The organism is Alteribacter populi, from assembly GCF_002352765.1.
GTDB lineage: Bacteria > Bacillota > Bacilli > Bacillales > Salisediminibacteriaceae > Alteribacter > Alteribacter populi.
Genome location: NZ_KZ293963.1, coordinates 43142 through 60651, shown reverse-complemented (window position 1 = coordinate 60651; position 17510 = coordinate 43142). Strand labels below are relative to the sequence as shown.

Sequence of the window (17510 nt, the reverse complement as noted above, 5' to 3'; positions counted from 1 at the left end):
TTAGCACACAAAGAAAAGCAGGCTCACCATTGATAATGGTGAGCCTGCTTTTCTTGTAGATAGTGATACTCTACTCATTACTTAGAGGCCGGCCGAACGTTGAAGTCGTTTTGCAATTTCCATGAAATCTTCTTTTGAAATTCCTGGAGCAAATTCTTCGGGTAAATCATCAAGGTCTGGGATAGCTCCTCCTGCAGGTACGCCGTCTACTACTTCAACCCGACTTCCATCATCGGGATGAGTTCCTTTCCAAATTTGTGCAACATCTCTGTATTCTGGCTCACTCCACGTATAGAGTTTTCGATGTATCCCCTGTTCCTCAAATTTTCTTGTTGTCTCAAATGCACTATTATCCAAGTTTGGTATGGGTAACATTTTCGTTACATCTACACCTGTTGCAATTTCAAGTGCTTTGGCATAAGCAACTACGTGTACACCACCACGAACAAGAAGATATCCGATCATCTCTCTTGCAACTGGGTTATCGGTCATTTGATACACCCGCATTTTGTGTGTACGCGCACCGCATTCCAGAAAGAAGTTATGAAGCAAATCAAGAATAAGGTTGCCACTATTAAACACATAGTCAGCACCATTCCACCCTGACCCCATTGAATCAAATGGTTTTGCCGTTTGAGCCGTATCAATATAATGGTATGAATTTCGTTTATCCTTACCGTTTCTAAGGGGTTGAATATCTGGGTCTCTAGAGAAAGTCGTACCTTGAACCATTAAATTAATGGTATTAGTAACTAATTCTACATGACCGAATTCTCAGCAGTAATACTTGCTACCAGTGAATAAAAAGGTTTAAGTTTCTTTTTGTTTCGAAATCCAAATGATTGAAACATATAGTTATTTAACGTGGACATTTCTCCAAATTTTCCGCCCAATAATTCTTGAACAGCCGCAGCAGCATTTGCATCCGGATGCTTGGGTCTCGGAAGATCAATTAGCAACTTATCGATACGTTTAAACAAAGTTAATCCACCTTTCATAGAACCGGTTAAGTTGGTTAACTATTAAGGTTTATAAAAGGAAAAGTTTGTTTCATACCAGGTATGATTTTTTAGTAAGGCTTTATCCAAATCATTTGTTGCATACGTACAAAGAATGAACTACCACTAACATCAACAACGACATGATCGGGCATTACGCTACTAATAACTCCGGTAACACTATCCTTAACCGTTTGTACGACCGCTTTTCCGCCAACAAGTTCCTGTAATTTCTCATATATATAAGGATCCACCACTGTAACCATACTCGGTGTTTCCCGGTCTTCTCCACTATACAGATGATAATAAGTATCCATACTATTTTCACCTTCCCAAGATTTAGTCTATGAAGTAAATCAATATGGGTGAATGTGGAAAGGTTTTTTGAGTGAATTGATTTTTTGGCGATTTTTTTCACGAAAGTAGCAATTTGGGCTACTTTCGTTGTCATATAGGCTGTATTTGTTAAATGATCGACGTTTTCTTTGTGATGTCCTCTGAATTTTTTTAGATATCAGCGGAATTGAAAGACATATCAGCGGAATTGGGGCATATATCGGCGGAACCTAAAGACATATCAGCGAAAATAAGATATATATCGAGAATTCGACAAAAACCGCAATTTCACACTAGTTTTCTTAATACAAAAAGACGCCCTACCAGGCGCCTTCTTTCGTTCATTAGTATACAAGCTCGACAATCTCTTCTTTCGTAATCGGTCCGAAGTAATGTTTAATGGTAAGCTCACTTAAAGTTTTACCAATGGCTTCACGTTCATATTTCGTTCCAATTAACGCTTCCTCTACATCAACGATATCGCCAACACCGAAGAAATCTCCAAAGATCTTGCAGTCTAAAATCGTCCCTTTGCTTACATTCAAGCGAACATCTACCGTTCCTGCATCAAATCGCTTTGATTGTATTAAATCAAACTTTGGTGAACGCCCATAATTCCAGTCCCAATTTTGATATCTCTCTTCAGAAATGCGGTGGATTCCTTTCCAGTCGTCTTCACTCAAATCATAGGTTGGTACTTCTTGCCCATCAAATATATAGCGTAATAATAGAGCCTTAAATTCCTCCATTGACAAACGACTGTCCAAAAACTCATTAATGTTTGCTACACGACTACGAATCGACTTAATCCCTTTCGAGCGGATTTTTTCTTCATTAACATTTAAGGCATCTACTACATTCTCCATTTCTGATTCAAGCAGTAATGTGCCGTGGCTAAACATACGCCCCTTGGTCGTGTACTGCGCATTTCCAGAAATTTTCCTTTTTCCTACTTGCAGGTCATTTCTTCCGGTCAATTTTGCATTTACACCTAATTTTTGCAAGGCATCAACGACAGGTTGGGTAAACTTTTGGAAGTTGTGAAAGCTCTCTCCATCATCTTTAGTAATAAAACTGAAATTCAAGTTTCCGGTATCATGATAGACAGCCCCTCCACCTGAAAGCCGACGTACGACATGGATTCCTTTGGATTCCACGTAATCCTTATTGATTTCTTCAACAGTATTTTGGTTTTTCCCAATAATAATAGAAGGCTCATTCACATAAAACAAAAGGTATGTATTTTCTTGATCCAAGTGCTTAAGTGCATACTCTTCAATCGCTAAGTTAATACTCGGATCGGTCATGTTTTCATTATTAATAAATCGCATGATGTTACCCTCCTAAAGTCTATATTTCTAAGAGTAGTTTACCACACCTTCATCTCTCCTTATAAATAGAAGCTCAACTTCCCCCATTCTAACTGTCCATGTATATTTTACCCCCAGATCGAGAGACATTAAAGGTATAAATGAGGATGGAGGTATTTGTGTGAGTCTCTTTAATATATTTAATAAAAATAACAAACGAAAAGAACAAAACCAACAAATGATCGAACCTCCTGATATTCCTACCTTTCCGGTATCCATTAACATGGAGGAAAACCGAAAATATATAAAAGAAACCTTTCATTATACAGAAGATCTTATAGAGAAAAAACTAACCACCCAATCAGGCAAAACTCTTTATTTAATTTATTTTGATTCGTCAACAGATAAAAAGAAACTAGAGAGCAGCGTATTCAACCGAATATATGAATTAAAGAAAGACCAAAGTCTAGATCGCGCCTTTGAAGAGCTCGATTCAGTAAAACTATTTGTACTTTCAGATGGAATTGATGAACTTCTGGCTGGGAAAAGTCTGCTCCTTATTCAAGATACAGGTTATTGCTATGCCGTAGGTACTACTGAACTCATCCAAAGGGAAATTTCAGAGCCAGAGAACGAGAAAGTTATTCGTGGTAATCATGACGGGTTCATAGAGCATTTATCAACGAATATTCAACTCGTCCGAGAGATTATCAATCACCCTTCTCTTGTCGTTAGATACAACACAATAGGTGAAGTTACAAAAACAAAAACGGCGATTCTTTATATGGAAGGACGTTGTGATCCTCAAGTTATTGAAGAAGTTCAAAGAAGGTTATCAAAGATTAAAGTAGATAAAATGATAACCCCTGGCATTATAGAAGAATATCTCGAAGACAATATCTACTCTATGTTTCCTCAATTTATTAGCACAGAGCGAGCCGATCGTTCAGCAATTAACTTAATCGACGGCCGTATTATTGTACTGGTAGACGGAGATCCTACGGCACTTTTGTTACCTATTACCTTTTTCTCTTTTTTTCAGTCCGGTGATGACTATAACACCCGCTGGCTCGCAGGAAACTTTTATAGGATGATCAGGGTGATTAGCTTCCTATTAGCGGTAACCTTACCAGGAGTCTATATTTCGGTGATTACCTTTCACTATGAAATTATTCCTTTTGGAATGACTTTTGTCATAAAAGATGCAGTAGAACACATCCCTTATCCCCCCTTGTTAGAAGCATTTTTCATGGAACTTACACTTGAGTTGATTCGTGAAGCAGGGATTCGTTTGCCTGCTCCTATAGGGCAAACAATCGGTATCGTAGGGGGACTTGTCATTGGGGATGCTGTGGTGAATGCGGGATTCGTCTCGAGCATTATGATCATTGTCGTCGCCTTAACAGCCATAGCATCTTTTGTCGTTCCAATTCATGAAATGAGCGTGGCGATTCGGATTCTTCGTTTTCCAGTTATGATCATGGCCGCACTCCTTGGTTTTGTCGGCATCGTTTTTTGCTTAACGATCTACTTGATCCACCTATGTAAATTAACAAGCATTGGACAACCTTATTTTTATCCATTTGCCCCATTTAGTTTTAAAGGGCTTTTAAATCGGTTTATCCGTATTCCACATACCATTGAGATTAAAGATTCCGAAAAGGATAATCAAAACAAGAAAAGTTCATCGAGTTAAAGGAGTATTTTGACATGAATGACAACTTAAAAATTACGAAAGGCCAGCTTTTCTTTTTTATCGTTCAAACACAAATTGGGATAGGTATACTCGGTCTTCCCTTTAATGTATTTGAAGAAGCCCAGTGGGACGGCTGGATGAGTGTTTTAATCTCCGGCTTAGCCATTCAAGTTGTCATCTTTATCACCTATGGGTTAGCATCTCGTTTTCCTGATGAATTGTTCTTTCAATATATCCATAAATTAGTTGGACGTTTCTTCGGAAAAGTCATTACACTCATTTACACTTTTTATTTTACAGCTGTTTGTATACTGATTTTAGTTCTTTACGACCAAATGATAGACATCTGGCTTTTTCCAAATACTCCTAACTGGGTGATTATGCTTTTACTCATTACCGCGGCACTATACCTAACTCGTGAAAAGTTACACATTATCACTCGCTTTTATGTTTTCGTGAGTATTCTCTTAGTACTCGTCATAATCATCCTGCTTATTTCATTAACCACTATTAATCCGTTGTATATTTTACCGATTGGTTATAATGGTATACCCGCCATCCTAAAAGGGGTGCTGGCCGCGATGCAAGCTATGATTGGATATGGTGTATTTCTCTATATCTTTCCTTATGTAGCATTCAAAAAGAAAACCGAAGTGTTACTGACCGTAACTTATGCCAATATCCTTGTAACGGGCATTTACACATTCACAGTAGCGATTACCTTTATGTTTTTTAGTCCACAGGAAATAAAGCTCGTACCGCAACCGCTTTTATATATGTTAAAAACCTTCACTTCCCCTATTGTGGACAGGCTGGACTTGTTGTTTTTAGCGATCTGGATTGTAAGTGTAACCACCTCTCTTATGACCTATTTATATTTAGCATCTTTATCGTCAGCCCAATTACTGAAAGGCGTGCCCAGAAAAAAACTTGTAACGTTTCTCGCTTTTTTCGTCTATTTTATTGCACTTGGTCCTGAAAATGACTTAACGATTCAAAACCTTGCAGATGGAGTGGATAACGCAAATCTTATCGCTACAATATTAATTCCGTTCATTCTCTATTTGATTGCAATATTTAGGGGTAAACCGAACAAAGGAGCAGTCTCAAATGAAAAGGTCCGTTCTTCTTAGTTTAATCTTATTAATCATTCTCACAGGCTGTTGGGATAGCAGACTCCTTCGAGATATTACCATTGTAAAATCTGCAGGCATCGACCTTTTAGAAGATGGTACCTTCCAATCGACGGTTGCATCTCCCATTCCTGATGTACATGAAGCAGACGAAAGAACCCAGATCATCACAGGTACTGGCAATACTATTCTTGACGCCCGGATGTCGATTGACAACCAAACAGCTGAAAGAGTCGATATCGCAAAACTCCATGTTTTAATACTAGGAGAAGAGTTAGTTCGAAAACGTATTTATCCCGCACTTGATATTATATTCCGTGATCCTCGGTCTTCGTTGGGGTCTAAGGTTGCTGTTTTTGATGGTAAAGCTGGGGAGTTAATTTCAAGGAGGCTAGAGGACAAACCAAGAAAAAGTGATTTTCTCGCCGACCTTTTAGAAACAGCAGAAAATAGCAGTATTGTAGAAACACTGAATGTTCAACTCATCTGCCCAATCTTATTTGACCCAGGTGAAGACATTGTCCTACCCTACTTGTCTATGGGTGAAGATGATCAACCTTATTTAAAAGGGACAGCGTTATTTAATGGTGAAACAATGGCAGGAACGCTTGATACCTCTGATTCCACAATGTTGATGCTCATGAAAGGGGAAATGGGTCCTAATGTATTATTAACAGAACAAGTATATGACAACCAAGACATGGATGTACAAAATTATGTAACAATCAAAGTTAAAGAATCGGTCCCTACCCTAGACTTAGAGGTTAAATCAAGTTCCAAAAGTGTAAATGCCAAATTCAATCATGTGTTAAAAGTTGAAGTTATAGAATTTCCCCATGATCAAATGCAAAGTGAGGAGGTCATTGTCGATTTAAACGAAAAATTAAGCAAGCAATTGACAAACAAGGCAGAGACTATTTTTTCTAAACTTCAGGAAACCAACTGTGACGCATTAGGAATTGGCCGAAAATTATTCGGCTTTCACCACCCTTATTGGGAAGAAGTTAATTGGCAAGATGAATACCCAAACATCACCTTTACCTCAGATGTAAACGTTGAAATCATCCATCACGGGATTATTAACTAAAGAGGATAAATCAAAGGTTGGTTTTTAACCTTTGATTTATCCTCGAAGCAATGAACGAAGACACTGCATTTTTTGAAATCTTACTCCTCATCTAACACGAGTTTTTTTGCGACCGATCCAAGCCAGAATCCCATTAAGCTAAGAACAGAATTAAAAAGAGCGTACCCGAATAGGGAAGGTTCAAAACTCATCCTTTGTACAGTAACCATAATTACCATACTAAATACGTAGACCGCTAAAAAGGTCACCACCGCGTTTGCATTGACTTTTTTTCCAAATATCCCAGAGACTATTCCTAATAGAATTGCGAAGAATGGATTCACGACATAAAGCAATACCACTGGTGGCGAATACGGAAGTAATGTGATCGATAGTACCATCTTTCCCTTCCCCCTCTTCCTAAATTTTGCATGTGATTCCGGTTATGCGGGAAGGAATTTTCCCACCTCACTAACATATAAATAACATTGTTTTTGATTATAATATTATCACAGTTTCAAAGGTTCATAAAAAACACCCTGTCTGCGTTCATACTATTCAAAAATAATCAATAAAATACACCGGAGATTCGTAGAGCCTATGTTTCAAGAATATAGTACAAAGTAAAAATCACCACCCGGAATAACCTAGTGGTGATTTTGTGTACTATTTTTTTCTACATGATGTAAACAACCAGTCAAAACCTTATCTTGCTTTAAACGCTTGTTTGCCAAGCGAAGAAATGATGATGTCATCTGAGGGAGGGTTATGTAATCCCGCTCTTACATCTCTAAAATGTCGTTGTAGAGGATTCGTTTGGGACAAACTCCTTGCGCCTACAATTCGCATCGCCAAGTCAACGACGTTATTTGCACTATTCGTGACGATATGTTTAACTGCTGCTAGATCTGAGCGCATATTTTTTCTTTGTTCAGGTTGATCCATCCACTTTCTTGCCACTCCAAACAGTAACTCCCTTGCCTTAAACAGCTCCAACTCGATTTCACCTACTTTTCTTTGGATTTCCGGAGTATCTTTGATAGGACTTGGAAGTGTTGTTGGCGTAAATTCACCCGCAAACTCAATAGCATAATCTCTAGCCGAAGTCGCAATACCAAGATACACCGCTGGTATTTGTAAATACCATGCTTCGGGTAACGGGTTTGCTTTATGTTCAAACAACAGTGCTTGCTCATCAATGAAAACATCATTTAAAACTAAATCGTCACTCTTCGTTCCTCGCATCGCGATACTATCCCATGTTTCTTCTACTTCAACCCCAGGAAGTGAATGGTCGATTAAGAACGTTCCCTTTTTTTCTGTCCCTTCAATTCGAGCAGTTACCACAGAATAGTCAAGAGCGACAGCCATGGAAGTAAAGGATTTAGTACCATTAATGATCCAGCAGTTCCTCTCCTTAACTGCTACCGTTGTTGGCAGCCCTCCTCGGGAAGGGCTGCCTGTCGCTCGTTCTGTTGCTGCCTGGTTAATTAAAACTTGTTGATTCACGATCTTTTTGCATAACGTAAAAAAAGAATCTCCCTGCCAATTTTCTTTTTCTGCTGCTTCTAAAATAACACCTAAGTGCCAGCCGAGAGATAAAGCGGTTGGGGCATCTCCTTGAGATAGCTTTACTTGAATCTCAAGAAATTCAACTAAGTTAAGTCCTGCTCCACCAAATTTTTTAGGAATCGTAAGCGAAAGGAAGTCTTCTTCTTTGAGCTCCTCAAAATTTTCAAAAGGAAACATGCCTCTTTGGTCATATTCATCCGCTCTCAGGCGAAAATTTTCAGTTAATCTCTCTGCCTTTTCTAAATAGCGCCTTTTATATGACACTGTCACTGGTTGGTATCTCCTTCCTGACTATCTTCATTACTCTTCAGCCATCCAGCCTGGCTTTTTGAAACCTTGAAAGTCATTATCGATCACTTTCTCAAATTCTCCTGACCGGATTACTTCTTTAATATCGTTTACAAATTGTTCGTCTAGATCTTCTGTATTTACGACAACCTGATTTTGAATTTCAGGGGGCAAATTATCTAATGCAAGAGCCTTAGTCAAATCCATACCAGCAGCAATCGCAAAATTTCCATTTACTGCTGCCAAGTCCAAAGATTCAAGGGAACGTGGTAACTGCCCTGCCTCAATTTCATGGAATTGAAGATTTTTTGGATTATCGGTAATATCAGCAGTAGAAGCTCGTATAGGATCGGCATCATCACTAATTTCAATTAAACCCGCGTCCCTCAAAACCGTTAAACCACGTGAAAGATTCGTTGGATCATTTGCAATCCCAACTGAACTGCCGTCTTCAATATCAGTTAATGATTCATATTTATTTGAATAAATACCAATGGGAGCAGTAGGCACTGGAATTACTAATGATAAATCAAGATTCGCTTCTTCAGAAAAAGCCGTTAAGTATACTTCATGTTGAAAGAGATTTGCATCTAGTGAGCCTTCATCTAAGGCATTGTTCGGTTGGACGTAATCACTAAATTCCATAACAGTGACATCGTATCCTTTTTCCTCAAGAGATGGCTTCACCGCCCATTCCAGCATCTCAGTATACGGAACGGTTGCTCCAAAGACAATTTCTTTTTCCTCAGGTGCATCCCCTGCAGAACTACTTTCATTACAAGCAGTCAATAAAATGAACAACAAAGTTATCACAGACAATAAACCTTGTCTTTTTTCCATACTCAACTCCCTTTCCGATAATTTTTTTATTTTTTTAGAAGATGGCGTTCCGGCTTTTTATATAAATATCCAGGATGATCTTCGGGAAGTAGACTTCCTTGATCAAACAGTTTTTTCCTGAGCGTTCCTTGTTTATATTCTTTTTTATAAAGGCCTCTCGCCTGAAGCTCCGGGATCACCAAGTCAATGAAATCCTCTAAGTCAGCGGGTGTGACTAGGTGATTAAGGTTGAATCCATCAACTCCTGAAGCTTCAAACTGGTACTGTATCCCATCAGCAACTTCCGCCGGATTCCCGACTATATAAGTTTCTCGATCGATGCTAGTAAAGCGGCCTAACACCTCACCAATATTAGGTTTGTTTTGCGCATCTCTGTCAACAGTCGCCGCCTTATAATGGGCATGTTCGGTCTTCTTAAAATCAAAAGGAAGCTCCGCGTTCAGTTTTTCATATTCTTCCAAGTCATACCCACTTGCACCCGCGAACTGCGCTTTGGCTGCGTCCTCACTCCAAAGGTCGGCGTACTCTTTAAATTTCTTCTCGGCTTCTTCTGATGTTTTCGCCACCACCACATTTAAAAACGAAAAGATTTTAATGTGGTCTGGATTACGTCCGTGAGCCCGAGCACGCTGTTTAATATCTTCCGCGTAATACCTTATTTTTTCAGCAGTCGGTCCACCGACAAATACACACTCAGCATGCTTAGCTGCAAATTCTCTTCCTTTTTCAGACGTTCCAGCTTGATAAATAACAGGTGTTCGCTGCACAGAAGGTTCACTTAAATGCGGGCCGGTTACGTTAAAGAATTCTCCTTCGTGGTTGATTTCATGGACTTTAGATGGCTCAACCAACGTTTTATTTTCAACATCTTCAACGACTGCGCCGTCCTCCCAACTTGATTCCCATAATTTATAAGAGACATCTAAAAACTCATCTGCGATATTGTAGCGCTGATCATGCTTAATCATATCCGTTAACCCGTAGTTTCTCGCAGCGTTTGGTAAATAGGATGTCACAACATTCCAGCCGATGCGTCCGTTCGTTAAATGATCTAATGTGGAAAAACGCCTCGCATTCCCAAATGGCTGTTCATATGTCGTACTAACTGTAATTGCAAACGATAAATGCTCGGTCACACTTGCCATTGCTGGAACTATATAAGAAGCATCATTGGCAGGTACCTGTAAACCATCTTTAATCGAAGGCTCCTGACTTTGCCGATACGTATCATAAATTCCTAATACTTCTGCAAAAAAGACCGCATCAAACTTCCCTTTTTCCAATAACCTAGCCAATTCGATCCAATAATGAATGTCTTTATACTGACGGTGTCTTTTACTTTTTCGATGCTTCCATAAACCATGAGAATTGTGCATCGCGCTTGTCATCTCGAATGCATTTAAAATGATTTGTTTTGGCATACTCGTTCCCCTTTTCTGCGGATAGTTTTTGTAGCTACCGACCCTTCCTCATATAAATAGCTTCAACCCATACAACCTAAAAGTAATAATTCGCATCTGAACAATTGGTTTAAAATGTGAAAACCTTCAGTGAAACCTGAAAGATAACAATCATCTTTCTAACTTTCGCAATTAAAATAACCCCCTTCAGAAAAGAAGAGGGTATACAAATACATAAAGTTTAGATCCCCTTCTTATCTTTCAAAGCACCTTTGTGCTCTGATGGAATTAACACCTTTCAATCAAATGATTGCGGTTGTTGAGGTTTCACAGGGCCATATCCCTCCACCTCTCTGGATAAAAAGTTATCAATATGAAGTTGTTAGAGCCATTTATTATTTGTGTAAGTATATCAACTGAATTCTAATTATTCAATATTTTTATTACATAAAGTAAAAGTTAGTTCTTATTACCTAATAATGGTATTAGCAAAAAATATTCGCGAAAACAATGTTACCCACAAACTAAAAGAGAACCCTACTCGACAATTAAATGGGGTTCTCAAATTTTTTTCTATTTACTGTACAAAATATCTGTATAAATGATAGTTGCCCTCTCTACTCTTACTAGATTCAACCATATCTTGAACCTTCTCGATTGCTTCACATTTATTGAAGATTGTCTTGTTCTGTCCTTGCACTTTCCTGGGCTTGCTGTACTTGATGTTGTGCCTGTTTTACTTGTTGTTGCTCTTGACTAACCTGTTTCTGTTCTTGTTTAACTTGTTGTTGTGCCTGATAAAGCTGCATTTGTGCATCCTGTAATCGCTGTTGTGATTGTTGTAAATGGAAGTTTTCCGTTTGTAACTTTGCCTGTGCTTGATGTACAGCTTGATATGCTTGTTGTGCCTTTTGGTTAGGTATTGGAGTTCCGGCCTGCTGAATAACTTGCTGAACATGTTGAACAGCTTGTTCAGCTTGTTGAATTGCCTGTTCCTGTTGGATTGCCTGTCCGTTCTGAATTGCTTGTTGGGCTTGTTGGATTGCTTGTTCTTCTACCACAGCCTTTTCGTTTTGAATCGCTTGGTCCGCCTGTTGAATTGCTTGTTCTTCTACCACAGCCTGTTCATTTTGAATCGCTTGTTCCGCCTGTTGGATTGCTTGTTCTTCTACCACAGCCTGTTCATTTTGAATCGCTTGTTCCGCCTGTTGGATTGCTTGTCCCTCTTGTCCTACAGCCTGGTCTTGTTCAGCTTGCTGCACAGCATATCGCACATCCTGTTCTTTTTGCTTGGCCATTTCACTACGTTTTGCCTGTTCTACTTGTTGGATCGCCTGCTCCCCTTGCTGGATAGCTTGTTCTCCTTGTTGGATTGCTTGTTTTTCTTCTTGTATAGTATGGTTCTTTTGTTTAGCTTGTTCCTTCTGTTGGTTATGCTGTTCCATAAATCAAATCCTCCAATAACATTATTTGTGTATTTTAAAGACCTACCATTAATGTGCTCCATATTGCTTTTTCTATGCTATAAGTGAGCGCTCAATCAAGAGAAACAATAATTTACTCCAGTGAGCTTATTCTAAATGGAGTGGAAATTTAAAATTTCAAATATTTTTTCAAAAGCGTTGTATATTCGATTTGCCTGGTGTATGATAACACATAACCTTAACAATAAGAAAAGTCGTAAAGCGGTCTTTTACTAACGAAAATCAGCTACGAAGAGGACACAGATTATTTTCACCGTTTCCAGAGAGGGAAGGATTTGCTGTAACCTTCCTAACGCAAGAAATAATTTACCACCTCTGAGCTGTATTGGGGAACTTAAGTAACCAATACCGTTTAAGCTACGTTACAGCTTCTTGAGCCACGGTATTTTTAATCCGTGGGAACTTGGGTGGAACCACGGGTATCAACACTCGTCCCTTTGCGAGGGATGAGTGTTTTTTTGTTTATAAAGAGTAAAACGATGACGAGGACATGAATCATTTTTAACGGTTTTCAGAGAGGGAAGAATTTGCTGTGATCTTCCTAACGCAGAAAAATGATTTACCACCTTCGAGTTGTATCGGTGAACCAAAGTATCCGATACCGTTTAAGCTACGTTACCAGCTCCTTGAGCCACGGGCTTTATAGTCTTGTGGGAACTTGGGTGGAACCACGGATAACAACGCATTCGTCCCTTTTTACCGGGATGGATGTGTTTTTTTTAATTGAATGCTTTTTCTAAACAAAACAGACTTTTTTCTACACATCAGTAAATTTACTCCATCCAAAATTGATTCTTTTCAACAAAAAATTCATTAATTCTACAAACAGCATCATCTAAAAATAACCAATGGAGTTGATAGTATGAATGAAAAACGAATGAACGTTCAATTTCCGGATGGTCAAAAGAAGGATTATCCAAAAGGCATTACAATAGAAGAAATCGCTGCATCGATTAGTTCAAGTTTGAAAAAGAGTGCAGTTGCAGGAAAAATAAACGGAGACCTAGTGGATTTACGTCAACCTTTATGTCAAGATTGCGACCTCACAATTTTAACGCTAGATTCTGAGGAGGGTCTAGAGATCCTCAGACACTCCACAGCTCATATTTTGGCGCAAGCGGTTAAACGATTGTACAAAAATGTCCAATTGGGGATTGGTCCGGGAATTGAAAACGGATTTTATTATGACATCAAACTTCCCGACAACCTTAATGTTGAGGAATTACATGATATCGAAAAAGAAATGGCAAACATCATCAAAGAAAATTTAGCCATCAAGAGAATCGAGACGACTTATGAAGAGGCTGCTGTACTTTTTGAGAAAAGAAATGAGCCCTTAAAGCTTGAATTATTAAAAGACATCTCTAAAGATAAAAAAATCACTCTTTATGAGCAAGGAGAGTTCATTGATCTTTGCCGCGGTCCGCATCTCCCATCAACTGGTTTGATAAAATCGTTCAAGCTGTCTCGTGTATCAGGCGCTTATTGGCGCGGTGACAGTGAGAACCAAGTCCTTCAACGAGTATATGGTTATGCATTTAAGAAGGAAAAAGAGCTGAACGAACATCTTGAATTTTTAGAGAAAGCCGCAAAACGAGATCATCGTAAATTAGGTAAAGAGTTAGGATTGTTTATGTTCTCGGAAGAAGCACCAGGAATGCCTTTTTATTTACCTAAAGGACAGATTGTCAGAACGGAATTAGAAAACTTCTTGCGTGAGCTTCAAAACTTAGCCGATTACACAGAGGTTCGTACACCGCTGCTGATGAATCAACGGATGTGGGAGCAATCAGGCCATTGGGACTATTATAAGGAAAACATGTACTTTTCCGAAGTTGACAAAACAAATTTCGCGTTGAAACCTATGAACTGCCCGGGACACATGCTTATATATAAGGACTATCTACACTCATATCGCGACCTCCCTATCCGTATGGCAGAATTTGGCCAGGTTCATCGCCATGAATTCAGCGGTGCGTTAAACGGAATGGTCCGTGTTCGTACGTTTTGTCAAGATGATGCCCACATTTTCGTACGAGAAGATCAAATCGAAAGTGAAATTATACATGTGTTTAAACTTATAGATAGAGTTTATCGTACGTTTAACTTTGACTACACAGTGGAGCTTTCCACACGTCCTGAAGATTCATTAGGTAATGACGAGATGTGGAACGTTTCAGAAAAAGCCCTACAAAACGTACTGGAAGATTTAGAAATAAATTATCAGTTAAACGAAGGCGATGGTGCATTTTATGGCCCGAAGATTGATTTTCATATTAAAGACGCGCTAAACCGAAATCATCAATGCGCAACTATTCAACTCGATTTTCAAATGCCTGAGAAATTTGATTTAACATATGTAAATGAAAACAACGAAAAAGTACGGCCCGTTGTCATCCATCGCGCCATCTTCGGATCCATTGATCGCTTCTTCGGAATTCTTATCGAACACTTTGCTGGTGCTTTTCCAGTATGGTTAGCTCCGGTACATGTAGAGATTATTCCTGTTGCAAGTGTTCATTTAGATTATGCATTAAAGGTACAGTCAGAGTTAATGACGCACGGCATTCGAGTAAAAGTTGATGATAGAAATGAAAAGTTGGGCTATAAAATAAGAGAATCTCAAATGCAAAAAGTTCCTTACATTTTGGTCCTAGGTGACAACGAAATAAATGAAAGCAGTGTCAATGTTCGCCAATATGGGGCTAAAAAATCTGAGCGCATGCCTATCGAAGAGTTTAAAAGGAAAATTGTCCAACAAATAAATGAGCGAGAACGCTAATAATGACAGTAGAGCACCTGCTTTGATAGAGGTGCTCTCCTTTTGATCCTTATTCATTCTTCATTAAGAGCTTCTCCCAATCCTTTAAACTCAGTTTATCCGTGATCGTTTTTAATTTTTCTGGAACCTCCACATGACACATCAACTCCAAGCTATTGCCATCTGGATCTTCGAAATACACTGATGCATTTCCTTGGTACGGTCTGACAAACGGTGCAACCGATGTTCGGCTACCAAATGAAACAACCGGCACTCCTCTTGCCTCTAACCACGATACGGACTTTTTTAAATCCTCATAGGATACATGGAAAGCGATGTGCTTTAGCGACGGATGATAAGGGGTCTCATATTCTTTTCCTTCCCAAAGTCCCAGCCAGCTTTCACCTTCTTTGATCCAGAAAAAAGCAGTATTCCCGCTCCTCAAAGCAAATTTCAAGCCTACCTTTTCGTAAAAATGAATGGAATTTTCTAAATCTTTCACTGGTAAATGTGCTTCAAACAAGCCTTTAATCATCTTAACAACCTCCATTTTCATTACTACCTAAATTTAACCATATACAATACGATCAGAGAATGAACTGAGGTCTGGAAAAAAATCAGATTAAAGTCTTAGTTTCAGAGGTTGGATTCTATTGAGCTTTATCTGGATGTCTTCAAAGTTAGGCTTCTTCAAGGGCTGATTCCTTACAAACTTTATTTTATTGGAACCCCAGACACGATATGCCAATGAAAATGTTTGGAATCTTGATATTCACCTAAATTAGTAATCACCCTGCAGGCTCCGTTGTCTGAATTTACGTTGGCAGCCACCTTCTTAATAACTCCTAACAATTCAAGTAGTAGATCGTTATCACTTTCCTCAATTGTTACGAGAGATGGAATGTGCTTCTTTTTCATGTCTTAGAACCGTTGAACTGCCTGGGCTCAGACCAAGTGTAAACTGTTGTTTTTAAAGTATATTATAAGACTCTCTCATTCACTTCCAAAGCTGCTCGGATTCCTGACTCTACAGCTCCTTCAATCCAGCCATGAAGTTCTGATGTGTGTTCCCCGGCAAAATGCATTAATCCCTCAGGCCTCTTTATAATTTCAGGATAATTAGCTGCCTGATAAGGAACATACATTGCAAAGCACCCTGCAGAAAAGGGGTTATGGTCCCAACTAAACGTTGCACCGCCCAAATAGAGGTCTAATACTTCTTCTCCATGAATAGCGGATAAATAGTTCAGTGTCTGCCTAATCCTCTCTTCTTCTGTTCGAGATTCCCACAGTCTGGCGTTATCTCCCCAACTGTAGCTGGCATGGAGAACTCCTGGTCCTGGTTTACCAATATCATGACTAGGATAGTAAAGAAACTGAATGGGAAGATCGGTCGTCAGGTTTCCTCCACGCATCCCATCCTTCTCCCAAAACTTCTCCTTAAACTCAAGTCCAATCTTTACTGAAGGGACATAGTGGAGGGTTTGAATCACTTTCCATTTTAAATAAGATAAAGAGTCACGAGGCTCCACTTCGATAAATTGAAAAGCCGTAAATGGAATTGTCGTAATGACCATATCTCCCGAAAACTCGTACTCTTTACCATCTCCACTTTTTGTAACGACATCGACATGATCAGGGTATTGGATGATTCGCTCCACCGTTTGGTCAAGGTAGATATCTTCATCCAACAGGGACAAAAAAGACTTGGGCAATTGATCATTCCCACCTTCTATTTCAAGGAATTCCACATCTTCTTCAAAAATGGTACTAATGATGTTTAGATAAGTATCAATAAACGAACCTTCAGGAAATCCTTCAATACCTAACAAAACTTGGATCATATGAATCGCTTCAGCGGATAATGGACGACCTAGTGGATTTTCTCTAAGAAATGTACCCATAGAATACCTATCAAATTGTTCAACAAGCCGCTCCTGCTCTTCTATTGAAGCATTTTCGTACAGGTCGATAAACGGTTGTAGGGCAGACTCAAGCAGTTCGATCTCTGTTTTTCCGATTTCATATCCGGCTAAGGGATACCTTAAAAGACTTGGGTTATTTTCATATTGATATCTTCTAACAAGTTGGCCGTTTACATAAATCAAGTCATTGTCCGTACTACTAATAAATGGATTTAATGACAAGCCAAACTTCTGAGCAAGTTCCAAAGTTAAAAGGTGGTAGTTTGGAATACGCATGGCTCCTGCATCAAAATAATTCCCTTTCGTAAATCGATCACGAATCGTATATATACGTCCACCGACCCTATTATTCCCTTCAATAATGACTACAGTATGACCTGCTTGTTTTAGTAAATACGCCGCGACAAGCCCTGCCATCCCTGCACCTAATATTAGGATTCTTTTAGGAGCGGCCGGCTTTGGCAGGCCTTCCTTTAAAATGTCTATCTGTTCATCAATTGAGGGTCTGTCAGCATTTTTTTGAGATACAATCCTCTTTTTTCTCCCTCTCATGCATGCCACCCTTTTTTTTGTATTCATATCCCAGTTTATATATATGCTAAAAATTCCCATGTTAATATTGAACCTATTCAAAAAAAAATGAAAAATTACATACATGAATGAATTTCATAAGTATCGGCCCCTATGGACCAAGGGTTTCA

General features: G+C 39.0%; 13 protein-coding genes, 2 pseudogenes, 1 riboswitch and 2 other annotated features. Of the genes and pseudogenes, 4 read left to right on the top strand and 11 right to left on the bottom strand.

Going from position 1 to position 17510, the window contains the following annotated elements; translation table 11 throughout:
• Window positions 1-81: 81 nt before the first annotated feature.
• The 3 genes and pseudogenes from CDZ94_RS00265 to lplA form a co-directional block, all read right to left on the bottom strand.
• A pseudogene (locus CDZ94_RS00265) lies at window positions 82-980 on the bottom strand (manganese catalase family protein).
• A gap of 89 nt (window positions 981-1069) precedes the next feature.
• Window positions 1070-1315, bottom strand: coding sequence for a DUF2642 domain-containing protein (locus CDZ94_RS00260; protein ID WP_232735777.1), 246 nt, complete (start codon window positions 1313-1315; stop codon window positions 1070-1072).
• Window positions 1316-1678: 363 nt separating this feature from the next.
• Entirely contained in the window at window positions 1679-2665 is a 987-nt protein-coding gene (gene lplA / locus CDZ94_RS00255) for a lipoate--protein ligase (RefSeq protein ID WP_096434519.1), read from the bottom strand.
• Window positions 2666-2825: 160 nt separating this feature from the next.
• Between lplA and CDZ94_RS00250 the strand changes: the two genes are divergently transcribed.
• From CDZ94_RS00250 to CDZ94_RS00240, 3 genes are read left to right on the top strand one after another with little or no spacing between them, the layout of a single operon-like run.
• On the top strand, window positions 2826-4340 hold the full coding sequence (locus CDZ94_RS00250) for a spore germination protein (RefSeq protein WP_096434517.1): 1515 nt from the start codon (window positions 2826-2828) through the stop codon (window positions 4338-4340).
• A 14-nt stretch (window positions 4341-4354) separates the two neighbouring features.
• Window positions 4355-5473, top strand: a complete 1119-nt coding sequence (locus tag CDZ94_RS00245) for a GerAB/ArcD/ProY family transporter (RefSeq protein ID WP_096434515.1) — start codon at window positions 4355-4357, stop codon at window positions 5471-5473.
• On the top strand, window positions 5451-6560 hold the full coding sequence (locus CDZ94_RS00240) for a Ger(x)C family spore germination protein (RefSeq protein ID WP_096434513.1): 1110 nt from the start codon (window positions 5451-5453) through the stop codon (window positions 6558-6560). The genes CDZ94_RS00245 and CDZ94_RS00240 overlap by 23 nt, the downstream gene beginning before the upstream one ends.
• An 80-nt stretch (window positions 6561-6640) precedes the next feature.
• Here the strand turns inward: CDZ94_RS00240 and CDZ94_RS00235 are convergent, their stop codons facing one another.
• The 5 genes from CDZ94_RS00235 to CDZ94_RS00215 all read right to left on the bottom strand — a co-directional run bounded on the left by CDZ94_RS00235 (window position 6641) and on the right by CDZ94_RS00215 (window position 12084).
• Window positions 6641-6940: a hypothetical protein gene (locus tag CDZ94_RS00235; protein WP_096434511.1), complete on the bottom strand. Its 300-nt coding sequence runs from the start codon at window positions 6938-6940 to the stop codon at window positions 6641-6643.
• 304 nt (window positions 6941-7244) lie between these two features.
• A complete protein-coding gene (locus tag CDZ94_RS00230) occupies window positions 7245-8381 on the bottom strand; it encodes an acyl-CoA dehydrogenase family protein (protein ID WP_232735778.1) in 1137 nt (378 codons plus the stop codon).
• Window positions 8382-8411: 30 nt separating this feature from the next.
• Window positions 8412-9239 (bottom strand): MetQ/NlpA family ABC transporter substrate-binding protein, encoded by an 828-nt coding sequence (locus CDZ94_RS00225; RefSeq protein ID WP_096434509.1) that lies wholly within the window; start codon window positions 9237-9239, stop codon window positions 8412-8414.
• Between the two features lie 26 nt (window positions 9240-9265).
• On the bottom strand, window positions 9266-10660 hold the full coding sequence (locus tag CDZ94_RS00220; RefSeq protein WP_096434507.1) for an LLM class flavin-dependent oxidoreductase: 1395 nt from the start codon (window positions 10658-10660) through the stop codon (window positions 9266-9268).
• Window positions 10661-10890: 230 nt separating this feature from the next.
• A riboswitch (SAM riboswitch) is annotated at window positions 10891-11003 on the bottom strand.
• A gap of 304 nt (window positions 11004-11307) precedes the next feature.
• Entirely contained in the window at window positions 11308-12084 is a 777-nt protein-coding gene (locus CDZ94_RS00215; RefSeq protein ID WP_096434505.1) for a coiled-coil domain-containing protein, read from the bottom strand.
• Between the two features lie 258 nt (window positions 12085-12342).
• Window positions 12343-12563, top strand: a binding site (T-box leader).
• Window positions 12564-12593: 30 nt separating this feature from the next.
• Window positions 12594-12820: a binding site (T-box leader), on the top strand.
• Between the two features lie 165 nt (window positions 12821-12985).
• On the opposite strand from CDZ94_RS00215, the gene thrS reads away from it, so the two are divergent.
• Window positions 12986-14905 (top strand): threonine--tRNA ligase, encoded by a 1920-nt coding sequence (gene thrS, locus CDZ94_RS00210; protein ID WP_096434503.1) that lies wholly within the window; start codon window positions 12986-12988, stop codon window positions 14903-14905.
• Window positions 14906-14954: 49 nt separating this feature from the next.
• Here thrS and CDZ94_RS00205 read toward each other — a convergent pair whose 3' ends face one another.
• The 3 genes and pseudogenes from CDZ94_RS00205 to CDZ94_RS00195 form a co-directional block, all read right to left on the bottom strand.
• Window positions 14955-15419 carry a VOC family protein gene (locus CDZ94_RS00205; protein WP_096434501.1) on the bottom strand — a complete coding sequence of 155 codons (465 nt, stop codon included), beginning with the start codon at window positions 15417-15419 and terminating at the stop codon, window positions 14955-14957.
• 179 nt (window positions 15420-15598) lie between these two features.
• A pseudogene (locus tag CDZ94_RS00200) lies at window positions 15599-15796 on the bottom strand (HIT family protein); the annotation flags it as partial.
• Window positions 15797-15864: 68 nt separating this feature from the next.
• A complete protein-coding gene (locus tag CDZ94_RS00195) occupies window positions 15865-17361 on the bottom strand; it encodes a flavin monoamine oxidase family protein (RefSeq protein WP_096434499.1) in 1497 nt (498 codons plus the stop codon).
• Between the last annotated feature and the right edge of the window lie 149 nt (window positions 17362-17510).

Excerpts from the sequence above, each read along its gene's own strand:
- CDZ94_RS00225 (WP_096434509.1), bottom strand. The coding sequence starts at position 9,239 with ATGGAAAAAAGACAAGGTTTATTGTCTGTGATAACTTTGTTGTTCATT.
- CDZ94_RS00215 (WP_096434505.1), bottom strand. The coding sequence starts at position 12,084 with ATGGAACAGCATAACCAACAGAAGGAACAAGCTAAACAAAAGAACCAT.
- CDZ94_RS00235 (WP_096434511.1), bottom strand. The coding sequence starts at position 6,940 with ATGGTACTATCGATCACATTACTTCCGTATTCGCCACCAGTGGTATTG.
- thrS (WP_096434503.1), top strand. The coding sequence starts at position 12,986 with ATGAATGAAAAACGAATGAACGTTCAATTTCCGGATGGTCAAAAGAAG.
- CDZ94_RS00220 (WP_096434507.1), bottom strand. The coding sequence starts at position 10,660 with ATGCCAAAACAAATCATTTTAAATGCATTCGAGATGACAAGCGCGATG.
- CDZ94_RS00195 (WP_096434499.1), bottom strand. The coding sequence starts at position 17,361 with ATGAGAGGGAGAAAAAAGAGGATTGTATCTCAAAAAAATGCTGACAGA.
- CDZ94_RS00260 (WP_232735777.1), bottom strand. The coding sequence starts at position 1,315 with ATGGATACTTATTATCATCTGTATAGTGGAGAAGACCGGGAAACACCG.
- CDZ94_RS00245 (WP_096434515.1), top strand. The coding sequence starts at position 4,355 with ATGAATGACAACTTAAAAATTACGAAAGGCCAGCTTTTCTTTTTTATC.
- lplA (WP_096434519.1), bottom strand. The coding sequence starts at position 2,665 with ATGCGATTTATTAATAATGAAAACATGACCGATCCGAGTATTAACTTA.
- CDZ94_RS00205 (WP_096434501.1), bottom strand. The coding sequence starts at position 15,419 with ATGATTAAAGGCTTGTTTGAAGCACATTTACCAGTGAAAGATTTAGAA.
- CDZ94_RS00240 (WP_096434513.1), top strand. The coding sequence starts at position 5,451 with ATGAAAAGGTCCGTTCTTCTTAGTTTAATCTTATTAATCATTCTCACA.